Genomic DNA, 19,416 nt, shown 5'->3' with positions numbered 1-19,416 from the left:
AGCCTCAAGCAGCTGATTAATAGAATCTTTGTTTAAAGTGACCTGAATCTGGTTTGCCATAAGGTTCCTCCGTTCAGGTCATTATACTTAAGAAATACAAATCATTTTAATTACCTACAGTTCCTAAGTGAACTGACGTTTGTATTGACGTACACAGCCATAGTGTCACCTTTATTAAGACAATAGGAGAGAGATTCAGACCGCTAAAATGGAGGTCCCTAAGTTCGCTGGCCTCCATAAGAATATTAGCGGTAATCGTTTAGCCCAGGAGGGACAGGCCCAGCTGTGGACGGGTGTTAGCCTGCATGAGCATGGAAGTAGCAGCCTGCTGAATAATGGACTGCTGTGACAGGTTTGCAGACTCTTCGGCGAAGTCTGCGTCGCGAATTCTGCTGCGGGCATCAGCCTGGTTGGCAGAAACATTTGCCTGGTTGCGGATCGAACTCTCAAGTCGGTTCTGCATTGCACCTAGTCCAGCACGGGTAGAGTCAACCAGAGCAATCATCTTGTCCATACCTGCGATTGCGTCTGCAATATTAGCTGCAGCGGTAAATACAATACCTGTGTCCTTGGACCAGAACTTCTTTAAAGCATTCTCATCAATACCACCATTCTTGGCAATCTGAGAAAACTTCATAGCCTGAACTTCAAAGCTGATAGTGTCGCCCTTGTTAGCACCAACCTGAAGGGTCATCTTACCGACTGAGTTAGCACCGCCAGCAGCACCACCACCGCCCTTTGTCATTACACCGTAGGCGCCGTCCAGGATCTGGCCACCAGCAAACTTGGTCTGCTGGGCAATACGGGTGATTTCGGTTGCCAGTGCAGTGGCTTCCTTCTGAAGAGCTTTGCGGTCGTCAGCGGTGTTGGTGCCGTTGTTGGCCTGGACAGCCAGAGTACGAATCTTCTGGAGCATGCCAGTCATTTCGTCCATGGCGCCCTCAATGGTCTGGGCAAGGGCAATACCGTCAGAGGCGTTGCGGTTACCCTGGTTGAGGCCGTTAATCTGAGTTGTCAGGCGGCTGCTGATCTGTAAGCCAGCTGCGTCGTCTTTGGCACTGTTAATTCTCAGGCCTGAGGAGAGTCTCTGGTATGTGGTAGTCAGCTGATTCTGTACATTATTGAGATATCTGCGACCGTTAAGTGAACTGACGTTTGTATTGACGTAAACTGCCATAACACTGACCTCTTGGCATCATGTGATGCTTATTATGCTATCCATAATCTCAAGGAATGCAACGGACTAAGTTCTCGCCCTGAGACTTTCAAATATGCTAACGTCAGATAAAGCCGTCATTTGACGCCGTGCCTGTGCATACGATTACCTTTAATAAATACGTGGTTTTCATTTCGTAATAGATGCACAAAAACATGTCAATGCTTACCTCTAAAACCTCATAGTGACGGTCCTTGCACAGTCATTTGTATACAATTACGCGCGTTGGTATACAGCTCAATACAGACAATGTTTGGCACAATGTAAGTAAGTCAGATGTTCAAAAGAAATGGCTGATGAGGCTCTGAGATACCCCGACCTCTATTACGCTTAAGACCATGAGCCTGATGCATGCGGGTAGGCAGGCATAAAATGTTTTCCTTTCCTTTGCCGATACTGTTTCCTGCGATGACCAAAGCTTCCCTCAACCATGACTCCAATACATAATCTATCTAAATCGTTTTGTATATCATTTCATAGATTATCCAGTTAAACAAAAGCCACGCTGATACTTACGGTGGCCAAGCTGCAAAGGCTGTCAAGCTCCGCCTGCACCCGTCTGCTCAACTGATACAAACTGAATTATAAAATGTTTTATTTATTATTTTGCTTACAGTGCGGCCAAAGCATCCCCCCCGCCTCCTTTCGCTGTTCTTCAGTTGCCCAATCCAACGCTAAGCAATCTCCAAATATAATTGCCTCAAATCACTATCCAAAACATTTTGTACATTATTGGTTCTACATTACGTTTAACCAGCCATGACGTGCCCTATACCATACCATACCATACCTTACCTTGCCTTGCCTTCATCACCTCCCTGCCTGCCTGCCTAATTTTCTGCGTCCATGTGATACCCATGAACTTGAGAACAGAATTGTTACCGGGTTCAAAAACAAAAAGGCCGTACTGACATTTGGTCTGCTTCAGATCGCGTCAGTACGGCCTTAAATATTTCAAATCTGATAAGGCTTAAAGCCTTTGAGCAGTTTGCTTGTTGCCCGTTGCACCCGCTGCAGGCTGCAGCACTGCTCCATGTTCATTGGCTGTGACGCCACGTGGTCAGCCTGCCAGACCTCGGCGCCTGGCAGGCTGGCCATAGTCGCCATGGCATGCAGTGGCATGGCCAGGGCGGCTGGGCTGGGCTGTGTTTGTGGCTAGAAGCGGTAGGAGAGCTGGGCGTTGATGCCGAGCTCGCTTGTTGAGGATGAGCCGGTATAGCCAAGGCTCAGGCCCAGGTCTACCGCTCCGTTTGAGGCTGAGACACCGGTGGTGAAGCTCCAGTTGACATCATCAAGCACCTGAGTGTTCAGGTCGGTGCTCAGGTTGTCCACACCTGTCCATGACACTGAGCTGGAGCTGTTCTTGTTACCTGCATGGGCTGTTACTGTCAGGTCTATGGCCGGTACCACGGTCCAGTCGTCAAACTCCATCATATGCCAGCCTGTAATACCAACAGGTATGGAGACTACATTCATACGGTCAGCACTGGCACTGGTCAGGTCACCTTTGTCAGATGCGGCAGCATAGCTGTCAGCATCAATGGCTGTTACCCTGAGGCCTGCATGCGGGGTCAGGTGATAGCCCTGAATCTCAAAGTGATACTGACCTGTGACTCCGGCTGATACAGCTGAGCTTTTTACCGAGGTACTTATTTGACCAAGGCCAGTGCTGGCACTGATGTCGTTGTCAGCCTGGGTCCAGGTCAGATCACCTGCTACTGTGAGTTCGCCTTTTGTCCAGGCGGCATATGCGCCCAGTGAGTAGTAATCAAAGTCATTGCTTACAGCTGAACCAATACCCTTGCCATCGGCATCTCCATTGCCGATGCTGAACATGGCGCCAATGGTGAAGTCAGGCTGCAAGGCAAAATCGGCACCCAGAGCAAGGCCATTGAGCGAGATGTCAGTGCCCCACTCTTTGTTGTCGGCAGCAAAGCCATCACTGTCAGAGTTGATGAATACCGGGCTCAGCCACATGCTGGCATTGCCGGTGGCCGGGTCTGACTGCTGGGAGCCTGGCAGGACCAATGCAGCCGGCATGGCGCCATGGGTGGCAGCAGCTGCCAGTCCTGTGCCTGTGCCCAGATGTGAGGCAATGGCACTGGTTGTGGCTGAGGAAGCCTTCCATGCAGTCTGCATCATGCCACCGAGGTCACCAAGTCGTGCGGTTACCTCAGCATCAATGGCAGTGCCATTGTTACCGGTAGCATGATTGAGCATGGCATTGTCTGCTGCAAGGAATACCTGCTCGCCTATGACAGTGTAATTGTTACGACCACCGATCTTCAGGCCGGCTTCATTGAGCTCCTTGTCATCAGGCTTGCCAATAGTCTTGCCCTGATCATCAACCTTGACCAGCTCACCGCCTCTGAAGGCATAACCGTAAGCCATGCGACCAGAAAGCTGACCGCGTTGTGCCTCGTCCTGAGCTTCAGGATTATGGGCACGCTGTCCCCAGGTAATGAGAGTTTTCATTACCGGATCAGATACGGCACTGAAAAGCTCTCTGGCGGCCTCGCTGTTAAAGCTCAGGGTCAGCTGCTGGTCAACGATATTGGCACCTGACTTGAGCACGCCTGAGTAGAGGCCATTGATGCTTTCTACAGCAAGATCCTGATTAAGGGCTACAGTACCTCCGGCAGCTGCAGTACCAAAGATTTTCATATCCCTGAGGGCAGCAAAGCCGGTACCTGTAAGGATTACCTTTGAGCTCTCGTCTACTGTAATCTGAGCATCCTGGGCAGCAAAGGTAACAGCAGCGGTGTCAGCACGGGACAAGGACTCATCAGAAACAGCCAGCACTGAGTTCTTACCCAGATACAGGTCTGAACCGTCATAAAGGCTCATGCGGGCATCGACAGACCAGTTAGTGCCGTCCTTATCAACAACCAGACGACTGCCATCACCCAGCACTACATCACGGTAAGCATAGGCAAGTGCACCAATACTGTCGTCACTGAGTGCTCCTGAGGCATCAAAGAAACGGCCCAGAGCATGAGTAATGGCGTCCTTGCTGTCAGTACCCAGAGCAATGACAGCATTGCGCAGGGCAAAGAGACTGCCGTCCAGAACACCGGCACTGTCGTTGTCCGATGCCGCTGCAGCGTTGGCTGCAGCTGCAGCGTTCATGCTGGCCGACGATGCGGCCTTGCTCATGAGCTGAGCCGATGCCTGAGCTGTTGTGGCTGCAGCTGCTGAGCCAGCTGCGGCTGACCTGGTGTTTGCACTGTCTGCGGCAGGCCTGTCGCCTGCCAGATGCCTGATGGCCACAATCGAGGCTGATGTGCCAAAGTCAGGGGATGCCACAATGGAGCCGCCGTTGAGCTTTGCGTTTTCAGCAAAGAGCCAGCCTGTCGATCCTGATGTTGCAGGGGCTGTGTCAGCAGCCGGAATGATGGCCTCACCGGCATTAATGCGTGCACCTCTGGTAAGGGAAAGACTCTTTGTCTGCAGCTGTGCTCCCTGAGCAAGGGTAAGCGAATCGGTGGTGCCTTTAATCTCTATGTTTTCTGCCGTGGTCTGGCCCTTGAGCAGACGGGCTGATTTTTCAATGCTCAGATCCTGGACAGTATTGTCACCATGAAGCTCAGTCGTGCCTGCAAAGGTAGCTGAGGCAGCAGTAAATTTGCCCTTAACTGTAGTACTGCCCTTAAAGGTGGCAGTGGTCTGTGCAGTCAGGTCACCTGATATCTCAGTGGTGCCTTCACCAAGATCAATGCTCTGAGCATTAATCACTGTGCCTGAATCAGCACGTACGGCATCTACAGCAAGCTTTCCGGTAATGTCTGCAGTGCCAGCAGCCACCTTGAGCATAGTGCCCTTACGGCCTGTAAGGTCGCCGTCAAAGGTGACTGCACCCTGAGCTCCTGCATCTATGGCAACAGCAGCATCACGGGCCAGACTTACCTTGCCAAGAGCACCGCTGCCCTTGAGAGTGAGGGTACCGAAATTAAGGGATACGTCAGTTGCCTGAGCTGTAGCCGCATCTTTGCCCTGAGAGACAAAGTAGCCATTATTGGCTGAAGCTGCTGCAAGGGTAGTACTGGATACCAGATTTACTGTATCAGTGCCTTCATTGGCACGCAGGGCTCCGAAATTTCCACGCAGGCTGTCACTTTCATCAAAATCAATTACAACGGTTTTACCAAGCTGCTCTGCTGTAGTAGTTGAGTAGACATCAGCATAACCGGCAATGTCCTCCCATTTGACTACTGGGGTGCCCTGTACATTATGAATCTTGTCGGTGATACCAGTGATATGGGCAGATCCTACGTTTATAACGCCATCTACCAGTGAGCCATCGGCCTTGCCAAAGATTTTGCGCAGCTCTTCGAGCTTGTCAGCGGTAAAGACATCACCGGCACCAAAGTCCATATTGACCTGACTGCCGGGCTTGAGCTCAATAGAGCCGGGAGCAAAGGTGCCTGACTGAACAGACATGCCACCGCCATTACCAACCTGGAATGCCTCCAGTGCTGCCTTGTCAAAGCTGAGCTCACCGCCGTTTCCGACACTCAGTGACCCTGGCTGAAGCTTTACCGGACCTGAGCCATCAGCGCCCTCGCTCTTTCCCGTAATGTTCAGGGAGCCAGTGACATTGATAGAGCCCTTACCAGAGGACATATCAAGAGAGCCGATGCTGGCTGAGCCGCCCTGCTCCAGAGAGATATTGGCATCAGAGGCAGTAAGCCTGTCAGCACTGAGGCTGCCGCCCTGTCCAATGCTCATATCGCCTGAGGTGGCATTGAGATCCTTGACGGTAAGGGAGGCTGATCCTGCAGCGCCGCTGGCGCCTCCTGAGGCAGACTCAGGGACCTGGCCACCGATAACAATGGTGCCATCATTAAGATCTATTTTCTTGTCACCGGTATTCCAGCTGCCGCCAGCAACCAGCAGGTTACCTGGGCCATAGCCTGTACCCAGAATAATGTTGGAGCCGACCGTGCCTTTTGAGTCAGCTGGAGAGTCAGCGCTGCCCAGGACTACGCGGCCTTCAACAGCAATGTCCGAAAGTGTACCGTCACCCTTAACTGCAGTAATATTCTCTGTAACATTGAAATTGCCTGAACCGAGCAACGCCGGATCGTCACTGCCTGTTTCCAGCTTGATATTGTCAGCCTTAATGGTGGCAGTGTCTCTGATAAAGATACCCAAATCAGCATCAGTAACGGTCAGATTGCCTACGCCCAGAGTTGCTGTATTGGCAATAATGACAGTGGCATCTGTGGCTCCAATATTTCCGAATTTGCCACTGGATATGGTCATAGAGCCGTCAATGTCCAGTGAGCTGTCGCCACGGATAATGAGCTTGCCGCCTGAGTCGCTTTCAGGGTTGATCAGGGCATTGGCGCCATCTTCATTGAATTTGACCATGCCGCCATTATCAATGGTTACGACTGGCAGGTTTTTGCCTGACTCCTTGACTATCTCGGCCTTGGTCAGATCGAGCAGAGCCCCCTCGCCATTTACAGCCAGCATGATCTGGTTGTTGTAATCTTCCAGAGTGAGCGTGCCGCCGGTGAAAATCAGCTGTGAGGCTGCACCATCCCATGAGGTGAGATTAATGGAGTGGTCCTTGCCTATGGTGATGTCTGAGCTGGTCTGGTAAATACCACCCTTGATGGTCAGCTCTTCCTGCAGGATAAAGTCACCGGTAATGGTGCCAGGCATGGCTTCATGGCATGGTGAGCCATCGTAGGCTACAGCCTCTTTGGTGCTTGACAGGGTCAGAGCATTTTTAAGAAAGAATGGTACCTTGCCCGCTGCGCTGTCGATAAATTCAACATTACGGGCCTCAAACTTACCAAAGCCAATACCCGGCTGGGTCATGAAGTTGGAGGTTCCAAGGGTCAGCTTCTCTCGGGCCCTGACGTTGACTCCAGTGCTCTGCCTGCCTCCATCGGTGGTAATGGAGATATTGTCAGCCTCAATAACAGTATTGAGTCCGGCAGCTATCTTGCCTGCCGAAGGGGCCGAGCCACCGACAAACATGAACTGTGACAGATCAAGGTTTTCATCAGTGCTGATGGAAAGAACAGCATTTTTGGTCTGTAATCTTGTGGTACCGATAATGTCATGCAGACGGGCAAGTGAGGTCTTGAGCACCACTGGAGGGGAGGACTTGGAGTTACTGCCTGACAGGGCAAAGACTGCATTGTCGCCACCGGTTAGCTTGACGGCATCACCAATGGTGACGGTACCGCCATTTTTGATCTTGAAGTTACCCTGCAGTTTGAGAGAGCCTGAATTGAAAGCAAGGCTGCGGGCTGCCTCCTTGCCCTCCTGAGTAATTTTCAGCGCATCATCAGCAAATACCATATCCAGGTAACTGCCCTGGTCAAGATTGATGCTGCCACCATCCATGACACCCTGAACCAGGTTGACATAGGCTGTAGCACCATATGTCTTGGAAGAGGTAGTGGTTACAAAGCTGAGATCACCACCATTGAGCTTAAAGGTCGGGGCATTGATGGTTACATTGGATACAGAAGATGACTGAGGCTTTGCTGAGCTTATGGCACCACCCTGAGAGAGGGTCAGGCTGGTCATGCCCGAAAGATCGCCTGCTGCAATGCTCTGACCAAGAGTAGCCGACTTGCCCAGCACCACCATGGCCTGAGCAGGTGTGCTGCCAGCACCGCCCACAGTAAAGCTGCGGGCAGCAAGAGCGGCCTTGGCGGCACTGTTATGCTCATTGAGAGCAAGTGTGCCACGACTTACTCTGACCTCATCAAATTCGGCAGTAAGGGTCTCACTGGCTTTTCCTGACTTAAAAGTAATTCCCTGATCGGCTGCACCTGCAGCCAGGATCAGCTTCTTGGAGCTCTTGAGGGTGGCTGCGCCACTATCTGCACTGACAGTATTGCTGCCAAATGCACCACCGGTGACAGTTAGATTGAAAGCAGGAGCAGGCAAGGCACCAGTACCTGAAACAGACAGCGACTCCCATCTGTTGGAGGTACCACTGTCAGATGTCACACCAGTAATGGTGATATCACCTTTGGCCTTGGACAGATCATCAAGGGCAGCTGCATGGCCCACAGACTGTCCTCCAGCAAGACCTGCAGTCACCATGGCTGCACTGGCCAGACCGCTGACCCATGCCCTCTGATAAACGGCACGATACTGGGCTATCAGAAATCTGATGGCATTATTGGATAATCGCATATTCTCGCTTGCTCTCTATCTTTGTACTTTCCGTACTTTTGTACTTTCTTATTTCTACTTTCTAAAGTCTTCGCTGCACCGGCCCAACGTGCCTCACTGACCATCCAGGGAGCCGCCTAGCTTAATCAGCCTCATGACAATCTGCACACCCGGCACCAGGCACATGCATGGTCACAGGCACAGGGGCAGACCAAGGGGCAGAAGCCCGGACAGTAACAGGGGCCTGCATCAGCAATGGCCCGTACCCAGCAACAGCTACGGACTCGGCAACGGATACGGACCAGGCAACGGCCACGTACTCAGCCACAGTCATGTACCCTGTATCTGCACTCCAACGAAAAACAAGGCTGACCAGCTCCCATGGCGGACTCATAAGGGATCTGCTTACAGGCGTAGCCATGCTTAAGGCCATAGGCAGTCCCGATACGGGAAAGGCCATACTGTCAGACCTGCCTTAGCTGACTTGCCTGACCTGACCGGCCTGACTGGCCATGCTTCATTGCTGCCAGAAATGCATGCAGCTGTCAGTGAAGACAGGTATTGCAGGCAAATGCTTGTTAACAGCACTGTTAGCCAGACTATGGTCCTTAGCGTGTGATTATCTGTGGCCAGTCAGGCATACAACTACAATTATGATCATACTCAACTGACACGGTAAACCGACAGGCAGACCAGCCGCCACAGATGCCACATTGTATCCAGCGGCCTGAGAAATCACGAAGTGCTCCAGAAGCATAAGCAGCTGTGCAGCATGTCCATCCATACTGCAAGGTCAGAGCACAGCCAGATGCTACCTCTCCGGTAACCGTACACAAAGACAAGTCTGTAATGGCAGCCTGACAAGGCACAGAGCTGGCTCTGCCGATGAACACTGTCAGGTGCATTGCATAGCTGAGCCGCTCGCTCAGTGCTGGCACGGCAATACAGCGTAAGCCTATGCAGCTCAAGCACCATCAAAGCAGGCAGCCTGCCTGGACAATAGTCGAGATAATACAGGCATCAGACTTCGCTTGAGGTGAAACTTCGTCCGCAGGTCTTTGCTCTTGCTGCTGGAAAACTGCAGTCATTTAGAAACAGCTGCAGCAAATTGACTCATGATAATACGGTTACAGGCAAAAGCTTATGATCAATCTTCAAGCCGGGATCATGGTCACAGCTTTTGCAACTACAGTAAGAGATAAACAGTCTTAGCTGTCCTGCTTTGCAATCACCAGGTTGCAAACTGTCTGCATAACAAATATCCCTCCCGGCATCAGCAATGAAAAACATGGATATGCTCACACAACTTCAACAAGAGCCAGTATCCAGCCACTTTCCAAAATCAGTCCTGCAGCTACACCTCACCAGTAAATTCATACATGTAAAAAGCTGCATATCCCTAATGGACAAAACAAATAATACTCATAGCAAAAATGCCTCACACTCACACAAACACCCCCGAATCAGCCCCCAACTACGCCTCTACGCACGAATCAACAAAACAGCACCAGCCCGCTGTATCTGCAAAATCCACCCGCAGGAACCTGAAAGGACCAGTTTCAAAAATCACTGCGTCGCATCATGAAGTATGACTGCCTGCCTGCAAGAGCAGCCCTCCCCATGGCTGACCGCCCGAGCAAATACAGTAAGACTGCAGTGACCTGAACCGTTAGACAACATGTATATGTACTGCCCGTAAATATCGGCTTTAAGACTGGTCAGCCAGGATAATCAGTCACGAGCTCGGAATTTTGATAAGTCATTGGAAAGAGAAAGGAACATAGAAAAGAACAATGAAATATAAATGGAAAAGGAAAGCATTTCGCAGCATGACAGGGCATGACATGACAAGGAAAGGAATGGTATGACAAAGCGCGCTAAGGATGATGGCAAGGACAGGACTTGCTCTACTGCCGAGCTCATGGAATCGATAAGCCTCCGCAGAATCTCAAAACCAGGAGTGAGTGTGCATAAGACACTTAAGACTCACTGAGAAACGAGGACGGAGATCCTGGTTACAGCCTGACCATGAGTCAGGGGTCAGGGGTCAGGGGTCAGGATCAGTATAACAAGACTTTGAGCCTGAACTGAACGAGGATCAGAAACGCAATTGGAGCTGGAGTCCGGTACATTCCCTCAATCAAACAGACAGGACAAATGGAGCTACAGAGCAAAAGTGATAATGACGCAAACACAGACAGTAACAGAGTCAGGAATACAAAGAGACTGGGCAGCACATGGATATGGGCTGCAGATAACGATGGAGTTAAGATGGAATGGAGATAAATTCAGGCTGTAACGGTGCGAGCTGGACGGTCGTGTCAGAGCTGATTAACTTGCCCTTGCTGGTCACATCAGCCAGGGTCAGCCCGGATCAGGTTGGATTGAATTGAGTTTGCGCCGTCAGGTAAGACGATATTATGTCCGGTGCCGTAGTTTTGTGTTTGCTGCAGAGAGACACGGACATGACCTTTGCCAACTGCATCACAGGCCCTCTTAACTTTTGCAGATATACTTTCCAATATTGAATATAAAGCGATAATACGGCACAACTCAAATACGCTGGAATAACGTTATAAAAGGCTTTCATAGGTATATATTAAGATCAAAATCAAAGCCCAGGTCGATCATAAACTGAAAATGAAAAGGCCGTCTCCCTTATCCTGCAGTTAATGCATTATGGATAAGTGAGACGGCCTGAATTACCTCAACCCTCCTGCCTGATGGCAGGAGGAAAGTTACGAACAGGGCAGGCAGCAGGATTATGTCACGCAACACAGTCACAGATGTGAATGTTATCGCTGTGGCAGTCACAGCTGCCAGCCTCTGGAGCTGACAGGGTCAGCTTACAGTCCGTAAATTAGAAGGTGTAACGAACGTTGGCATTTACGCCAAAGTCATCGGTATTGGAAGAACCGGTGTAACCAACACCAACACCCATGCCGAGGCTGCCGTTAGTGGCGGAAACGCCGAAGGTAGCACCGTAGGTGAAGTTGTCAATTACCTGAGAGTTAAGCTCGGTGGTCAGGTTGTTTACACCAGCCCAGGAAACAGTACCCTTGTTCTCGGTATCACCAAAGTTGCCGGTTAAGGTTAAGTCAAAGGCAGGCTTAACGGTCCAGGCATCAAAGGTGTAGGTCTTGTCGAGGGTTACACCTACAGGTACAGAGAACATGTTGAGCTTGTCAGCAGCGTAGTCGGCCTGTACGCCGTCAGCGCTGGCAACGCTGTAGTCATCAATATCAATGTTGGTGAAGCGTAAGCCTGCGTGTGGGGTAACATTGGTGCCGCCCAGAACCATCTGGTACTGACCGGTTACGCCAACAGACAGAGCAGCACTCTTCATGGAGGCAGACAGCTGACCCAGACCGGTATTGCCGGTTACGTCATTGTCAACAGAAGTCCAGGTTACATCGCCAATTACGGCCAGAGGACCAGCCTGGTAAGCAGCATAGCCACCAAAGCCGTAGTAGTCGAAGTCGTTGCTTACGCCTGAGCCAAGACCCTGACCGTCAGCATCACCGGAACCTACGTTGAACATACCACCAACGGTAACACCTGGCATAACAGTGAAGTCAGCACCAAGGGCTACACCGTAGAGGCTGATGTCAGCGCCATAGGTCTTGTTGTCAGCATCAAAGCCATCGGAGTCAGCCTGCTTGTAAACTGGAGTTACCCACAGGGTGTTACCCTCGGTAGCAGCGGCAGTTACAGCAGCACCGGCACCAACGCCCATACGGGCGGCAATGGCCTCATAGCTGGAAGCACCGGCCTTGATAGCGGTCTGAGCCATGCCACCAAAGTCACCCAGACGGGCAGTTACTTCAGCGTCAATGGCAGCACCGATATTGCCGGTAGCGTAGTTCAGGATACCGTTATCAGCGGTGTAGTAGAGGTTCTCACCAACTACGGTGTAGTTGGTCAGACCATTTACCTTCAGACCAGCGTCCTCAAGATCCTTGTCGGTAGCCTCAACAGTGGTCTCACCGTCAACCTTGACAACCTTACCACTCTGTAAAGCAAATCCTACAGCCAGATCGCCAACCAGAACGCCCTTCTCAGCTTCCTCAGTGGCGGCCGGGTTGTGAGCACGCTGACCATAGGTGATCAGAGTCTGGTATACAGGGCCGGAAACGGCACCAAACTGAGCCTGAGCGGCACGGGCGTCAAAGTTGAGCACCAGCTCCTGACCCTGTACCTCACCAGCCTTAAGAACGCCGTTGTACAGACCGTTTACGCTCTCAACGAGCAGGTCCTTGTTCAGGTTTACCTTACCGGCAGCTGCATCAGCAGAACCAAAGAGCTTCATGCCCTTGTGAGCGGCAAAAGCATTACCGGCAATAACAACACGTGAAGTGTCAGTTACGGAAACAGATGCATTTGCATTCTCAAAGGTTACGGCAGCAGTGCCGGCCTTGAGCAGGGCCTGATCCTTAACGGCCAGAACTGAACCATCACCGAGGTACAGGTCAGCGGTGCCGTAACCAGCCTGCTTGGCAGACAGAGTCTTGTCTGTAGCAGTCTTGTCAACAACAACCTTGTTGCCAGAACCGATGGTTACGGACTTGACTACGTAGGCAACAGCGCCCATGCCGTCCTTATCCAGAGAACCGTCAGCATCGAAGTACTTCTGCAGGTCGTTCTTGATAACCTCAGCACTGTCAGTACCCAGAGCAATTACGGAATTGCGCAGGGCATACAGATTACCGTCAACCTTACCAGCAGTACCGGCTACAGTCTCGTCAATCTTTGGAGCAAAGGTATCAATGGCAACCAGAGTGCTGGCAGTACCGAAGTCTGGATCAGCAACGATGGAAGCACCCTTTAACTGAGCGGTCTTGGCAAAGAGGTAACCGGCAGTTGAAGGAACAGCGGCAACGCCATCAGCGGCTGGAGTGCCGGCAGTACCAACTGTAATCTGAGCACCGGACTTACCGGTCAGAGCGGCAGCAGTCAGGGTAGCGCCCTGAGTAATCTCAAGAGCATCACCAGAGGCAGAGCCCAGGGTTACGGCAGCGGCAGTGGTCTTGCCCTTGGTCAGGTCAGTTGAACCGTTGAAGGTAACCTCACCCATGGTGTTGTTACCAGCCAGCTCAGCCTTGGAACCAAAGGTGGAAGCACCGGAAACGGTGACATCACCGGCAGCAGCGAAGTCGCCAGAAGCCTGCAGAGTGCCGTCAACCTTAAGAGCACCAGCTACGGAGGTCTTACCAGCCAGAGTGGCGTTCTTGGTTACGGACAGATCACCGCCAATTACGGACTCACCAGCGCCGAGCTTGAGCTCACCTGCGGATACAGCAGTACCGGACTCAGTGGTCAGGGTCTTGGTCTCGAGCTTGCCACTTACAGCAGCCTTACCGGTGGTAACGATCATGGTGCCAGAAGCGCCCTTTACGTCACCGGCTACATTTACAGTACCAGCCTCACCGGCAGCAATCTGCAGGGAAGTCTCGCCCTTGAGGTCAACCTTACCGATATTACCGGCACCGTTCAGACCGAGCTGACCGAACTGAACCTCAACACCTAAAGCCTTGGTGCCATCGGATACGAAGTTGCCACCGTTAGCCATGGCATTGCTGAATGTAGCATTTCCAGCCATGCATACCTTATTGGTACCGGCATTGGCCTTGATGGAACCGAAGTTACCGCGAATAGCAGAGCTGTCATCAACGTTGGTTACTACAACGTTCTTGAGCTGCTCATTGGTGGTGTCAGCAAAGACGTCAGATACACCGGAGATGTCATCCCACTTGATGCTGGAGGTACCGGAAACGTTGGTAATCTTGTCAGATACACCAGCGATCTGGGCCTCACCAAGGTTGATAACACCGTCAACAAGCTCAGTACCGGACTTGCCAAATACCTTACGCAGGGCAACGAGCTTCTCAGCGGTAAAGACATCGTCCTTACCAAAGGCCATGTTAACGACACCACCCTTATCAACGGTGATGGAGCCATCAACAAAGCTACCGGAATCAACAGTCAGAGCAGTGCCTGCTGCGCCTACCTTGATAGCAGCAACAGCGTCCTTGCCAAAGCTCAGATCACCCTTGTTGGAAACAGTGATGGAGCCGGCGTGCAGCTTTACGCTGTCAGCAGTAGCTGGCTGCTGTGGCTGTGGCTGAGGCTGTGAAGGAGCAGCGGCAGTCTGAGCCTGAGCGGCCTTGCCCTGTACGCTTACAGAACCGGAAACCTTGAGGGTACCGGTACCAGCGGACATATCAAGGGTCTTGAAGGAGGCAGATGCGCCGTTAGCTACGGTGATAGCTGCACCAGAGTTAACTAAGGTATCAGCTGTAAGCTTGGCCCCCTTGGAAACAGTTAAGGTGTCCTTGTTGGTAGTCAGGGTCTTAACGCTCAGGGAAGCACCAGTGAATGGATCATCCTGCTTGGCAGTAGAAGCCAGCTGACCACCAATTACGATGCTGCCACTGTCCAGGGTAACGTCCTGAGAGGAAGCTGCCCAGTTACCGCCAGCAACAATCAGATTACCCTTGCTGGTAGCATCACCAATCTTCAGGGATGAACCAAGCTCGCCAGTTGCATCAGCAGCACCGTCGGCAGAACCGAGGGTTAACTTGCCGCCGGAAACCAGAATGGCAGAAACAGCACCATCACCCTTAGTAGAGGACAGGCTGTTTACAGCAACGAAGTTACCAGCACCGAGCTTGGAGGTGTCAGCATTGGCGCTCTTAAAGGTAAGGACGTCAGCCTGAACGTTACCGTTAGCATTTACGGCAACACCGGCATCAGCGCCAGTGATCAGAAGTTCAGAAGTTACCAGCTTGCCACCGTCACCTACAGCAATACCGCCGTTAGCACCTGCAGCAGCTGCAATCTGGTCCTTAGACAGTTCAACCGCGCCATCAACCAGAACAGAACCACCGCTCTTGATGTCTACCTTAGCACCCTTGTTACCGGAAGTCTTAGGGATAATCAGGCCCTTTAAACCATCAGCAGTAATCTTGATAGTACCGCCATTTGCAGTAACAACAGGAGCTCCTGTCTTACCGTCAGTCTTCTCAACTGTAGCATTGGTAAGATCAATAACAGCCTTTGAGCCAGAAGCAGTTAACTTGGATGCATCGGCATCTGACAGGGTAATCTTGCCGCCACTGATGATCAGTTCGGAGGCTACGTCACCATTGGAGGTTACCTTGAGCTCTTTGGCATTTACAGCGAAGCTTGAGCTGGTGCTGTAGATACCTGCATCAATGGTCATGGCCTCATCTACATTTACATCACCAATGATGGTACCGGAGTCGGCAACAGTCTTACTGGTACCGTCTGCCTGGGCAACTTCCTTGGTGCTCTTAAGGGTAAGGCCCTTCTTTAAGGTAAATGCAGTATTCTCATCTTTGCCTACGAACTCTACGTTCTTAGCGGTAAAGCCGGCAAAACCAACGCCATTTGCCAGATCAGCACCAGCCTTACCGAGGGTCAGCTTTCCAGTAGCGGTTACAGCAACAGAGTCAGCATTCTCAACCTTGCTGGTAACAGCAACGTTTTCGGCTTCAACAGAAGTACCTGCCTGAGCATAAATGCTACCCTTTGTAGCAGCACTCTTAGCAAAGGTTAAAGTGCCGAGATCAAGGGTATCTGAGCCAGTAATGGAGAGAACTGCGTTCTTGGTATCAAGCTTTAATGCACCAACAATTTCAGTCAGCTGGTTGCCTGAGACCTTAAGGGTAAGATTCTTACCAGTATCAGCACCTGAAACTGTAAATGTAGCATCATCAGCACCTGTAAATGCTACCTCATCAGCCATTGAGACAACGCCCTGGCCAGATACCTTTAAGGCACCCTTAACAGTAACGCTACCAGAAGTCATATCAAAGCTGCGGGCTACTTCCTTACCAGCCTCGTCCTTTACACTCTTGCCAGCGTCAAAGAAGCTTACAGTCAGCTCACTGCCTTTGTTAACAGTGATGCTGCCGTCTGACATCTGACCCTTAACCAGGTTCAGTGCAGCTTTTGCGCCCTTGGATCCATCATCCTTGGAGTTAAGGGTAAATGCGCCACCATTAATGTTGAAAGTACCAGCCTTAACAGTAATGTTCTCAACATCATTCTGATCGCTGCTTTCAAGCTTAGCAGTCTGGAGTACACCACCCTTATTAACCGTAATGGAGGTTAAACCGGAAAGAGCTCCCTCTTTGAGGTCTTTGCCTAAAGCAGACTTTGCACCTACAGTGATTGAAGCATCGCCAGCGGCCAGTTCAGCACCACTTCCAACAGTAATGGTGTCAGCCAGCAGAGAGCCAGACTCACCAGAGCCCTTTGCATTGAGTTCAACGGCGCCTTTGAAAACATTTACGTTTTTAAATGTTGCAGAGATAGACTTAGAATTTGCAGCACCGATGGAAATACCCACAGTATTATCTGATGCAGAAGCAATGTTTAAATCATGAGTGCTGGTCAGAGTGGCATTGTTGCCAGTACCTGGCTTAATGTAGTTTGCTGCTGGCTTTCCGCCGGTAATAGTAATATCACCCTTTGGAGCTGGAAGAGCGTTATCGCCAGAAACTGTTAATGACTCCCAGTTTTCAGGACCTTTATCACCACCTGTTCCAGTAATTACAACATTTCCAGCTGGCTTTGAAAGATCTGTAAGAGCATCTGCATTAGCTGCCTGGCCGGCAGTCAGGCCTGCTGTTAACAGGGCGGCGGTGGCGAGGCCCTTGACCCAGGCGTTCTTGTAGATGGCACGGTAATGTGACATCAGGAATTTGATGGCGTTATTAGATAACTTCATTTTGTGTGTGTTTATACTCTTGACCAGACATGTTTCGCTAAGAACAGATAAGGTCAGCTGCATCACCCGTTTGACACCGGCATATATGATGACGGTGCTGCGCAGGTGATGGCGGCTGATTGTTGCTCAGGGATGATGTCTGGACACTGCGGACCACAAGGATAAAGGTTCCGCAGGCGTTTTTCGTTCAGCCCCACCTGTAGTGGAGCACGTTTTTCATCTGTTTTGTCAGGCTTCAGGCTGGACCGACTTTTGAGACCGGTCGGCCTGAGGGGCTGCTGCTGGCTGATTTCTGCTTTACTTTGCCTTTTAGTTGAGTGACTCAGCCGGTTAAGGCTGCGCAATCGATCTATGGACAGTCATACTGCCACCCTGGTGACTGATATGGCTTTCATGAATCACTGCAGCTGTTGCTGCTGATGCAAAGGGCAGATATCTCAAATCGAGGCGGGTAATGACAGTATCATCAGGACAATACTGGTATTGGCATGACCAGGCTGTCCTGAATGTGGTTTTGAGGCCACGGTTTTTACTGTCTGGCAGGTGAAAGGGCACAATGTGCCTGACAGATGCTTTACTTTCACCTTTAGAGCTCTGATACCTCTGGTATCAGAGCTCTGACATTTTCGTCAGTGCATCTTGAGCTGTTGTCTGACAGTGGCGGTCAGAGACATAAGCCTCTGACAGCCCTGCTCGGACATCAGTCTTAATGCAGCTGCATTCTGCAGGCAGCGTGTTACAACCTGCTTGCCTTAGGCTGCACTGCTGAGCTGCACAGAGCCCCACGACAATGAGATTGCCCTGAGTCTCTGATAAGAAAACAACCATGTTCTGACAGGTACAGCAAGAGGGCAGTGCCCTTGTGGCCAGTGGCCATAATAGCTCTGTCTGCAGGACACAATGGTCCTGTAGAATCTTACTGTTATGTCTGATTAAAGTGATGACTTCGACTGAGATAAGAAATGATTAAGCCTGACAGGAAAGAAGTTCTTTGCTTTCTTTCCTGAGGCAAAAGCCTATGGTGTCAGCTTTTGCCCGTGGAATAAGGTACTGAAAGTTGCAGCACAGTCCTCTCCACTGTACGGCACAAGGTCAAAAGGTCTGGATAAACATTTATGACATTTGTCGGAAAGTGCCGTGTTCCTGATTTACAAAGTGCCCCGGCACAGGGCTGTTTTCAGCCTGCATACTCACATGCTAAAGAGAGCAGGCTGTTTCTGAAAAGAAGTGCACAGATCATATACGTTACGGCCAGTAAGCTGCCCTCAATGCAAACCAGAGAACAGCCTGCTTACTGCACAGCATTGCCCCCATCTGCTCTGATAAACCGGAGGTTCATTCAGTGCTAAGGGTTAATGCAGCTGTGCAATATCTGACCGGGTAATAGACCCGGCAACAGCACAGCGCCGCAGCACCGGGGCGTCAAGATACAAACAGCCCCTGGTGCGTTATTTTCCCCCGCATTATTGTGCAAAGAAAATTCATATGCAAGACGTTAATCTATATGAGGACAAATAAAATCACACACCTGTTTTGCATGCATGGTGTCAGCAACGTGGAACAATCCTCAAAAAATTCAGATCAGCAGCCCCATCCTAGTTACTATGTTCCACGGTCATTTTTTCTTCAGAAATTTTCATCACCACGCCCTAGCATCACCATGTCCAATAACGTCCTGTCCCTCTTTACAACCCCCAAAACCCTCTTACCAATACCATTGGTATCCCTTTTGACTAAATTTCTGTCTACTCAGCAGAGCATGCGTGCTCGATTTAACTTGTATGACAAGTCAAACTGGTCCATGAGCAATGCACACAAAGCCGCACCCCATAACGGCTCCTGTGATTGCACAGCCATTACCAGCCCTGACCAGGAGCTGGGGCAGCTGTCATCAAGATCATGACATTGGCAGTTGACTCCCCAGCATGGCTATAAATGCCGTGGCAGGGATGGCTATCCCCTCAGAAGCCATGATGTAAATCGATTAGAGCTGGAGGTATGTGCTTGCTGACTGCCATCACTACTCTATGGTTCAACCCCTGGCTCCATGACCTCTCAGTTTCTGTGACTGATGCCGCCCAACCTGTGCTGACTGACCTGATTCACTGGTCATCTGCTTTATGGGCTGTAGCCAAACAGGCCTGCGGCGGCGGCGCAGCTGTGTTGCTCCGTGGCTGCACAAAGTCTGGCTCATAGCTCTGCCTGTCATGATGCTACGGTGAGGCATGGGTACTTTTTGAGGCAGAGCGAGAAATGAAACGGTACTTTTAAATGCGACTTTTTGAGGTCAATGCTGCGG

3 protein-coding genes are annotated in these 19,416 nt (G+C 51.0%); all 3 read right to left on the bottom strand.

The window, feature by feature from the left end; translation table 11 throughout:
• Positions 1-259: 259 nt before the first annotated feature.
• Entirely contained in the window at positions 260-1,177 is a 918-nt protein-coding gene (locus tag MXE39_RS09090) for a flagellin (protein WP_246978069.1), read from the bottom strand.
• A gap of 1,194 nt (positions 1,178-2,371) precedes the next feature.
• Positions 2,372-8,383, bottom strand: coding sequence for an autotransporter outer membrane beta-barrel domain-containing protein (locus MXE39_RS09085; RefSeq protein WP_246978070.1), 6,012 nt, complete (start codon positions 8,381-8,383; stop codon positions 2,372-2,374).
• Between the two features lie 2,839 nt (positions 8,384-11,222).
• Positions 11,223-17,117, bottom strand: coding sequence for an autotransporter outer membrane beta-barrel domain-containing protein (locus MXE39_RS09080; protein ID WP_246978071.1), 5,895 nt, complete (start codon positions 17,115-17,117; stop codon positions 11,223-11,225).
• Positions 17,118-19,416: the final 2,299 nt, after the last annotated feature.

Source organism: Anaerobiospirillum sp. NML120511 (assembly GCF_023050955.1).
Taxonomy (GTDB): Bacteria; Pseudomonadota; Gammaproteobacteria; order Enterobacterales; family Succinivibrionaceae; genus Anaerobiospirillum.
The sequence above is the reverse complement of the archived record's forward strand: the minus strand, read 5'-3'. Positions and strand labels throughout refer to the sequence as shown.

Coding starts and splice junctions, on each gene's coding strand:
- MXE39_RS09090 (WP_246978069.1), bottom strand. CDS start 1,177: ATGGCAGTTTACGTCAATACAAACGTCAGTTCACTTAACGGTCGCAGA.
- MXE39_RS09085 (WP_246978070.1), bottom strand. CDS start 8,383: ATGCGATTATCCAATAATGCCATCAGATTTCTGATAGCCCAGTATCGT.
- MXE39_RS09080 (WP_246978071.1), bottom strand. CDS start 17,117: ATGAAGTTATCTAATAACGCCATCAAATTCCTGATGTCACATTACCGT.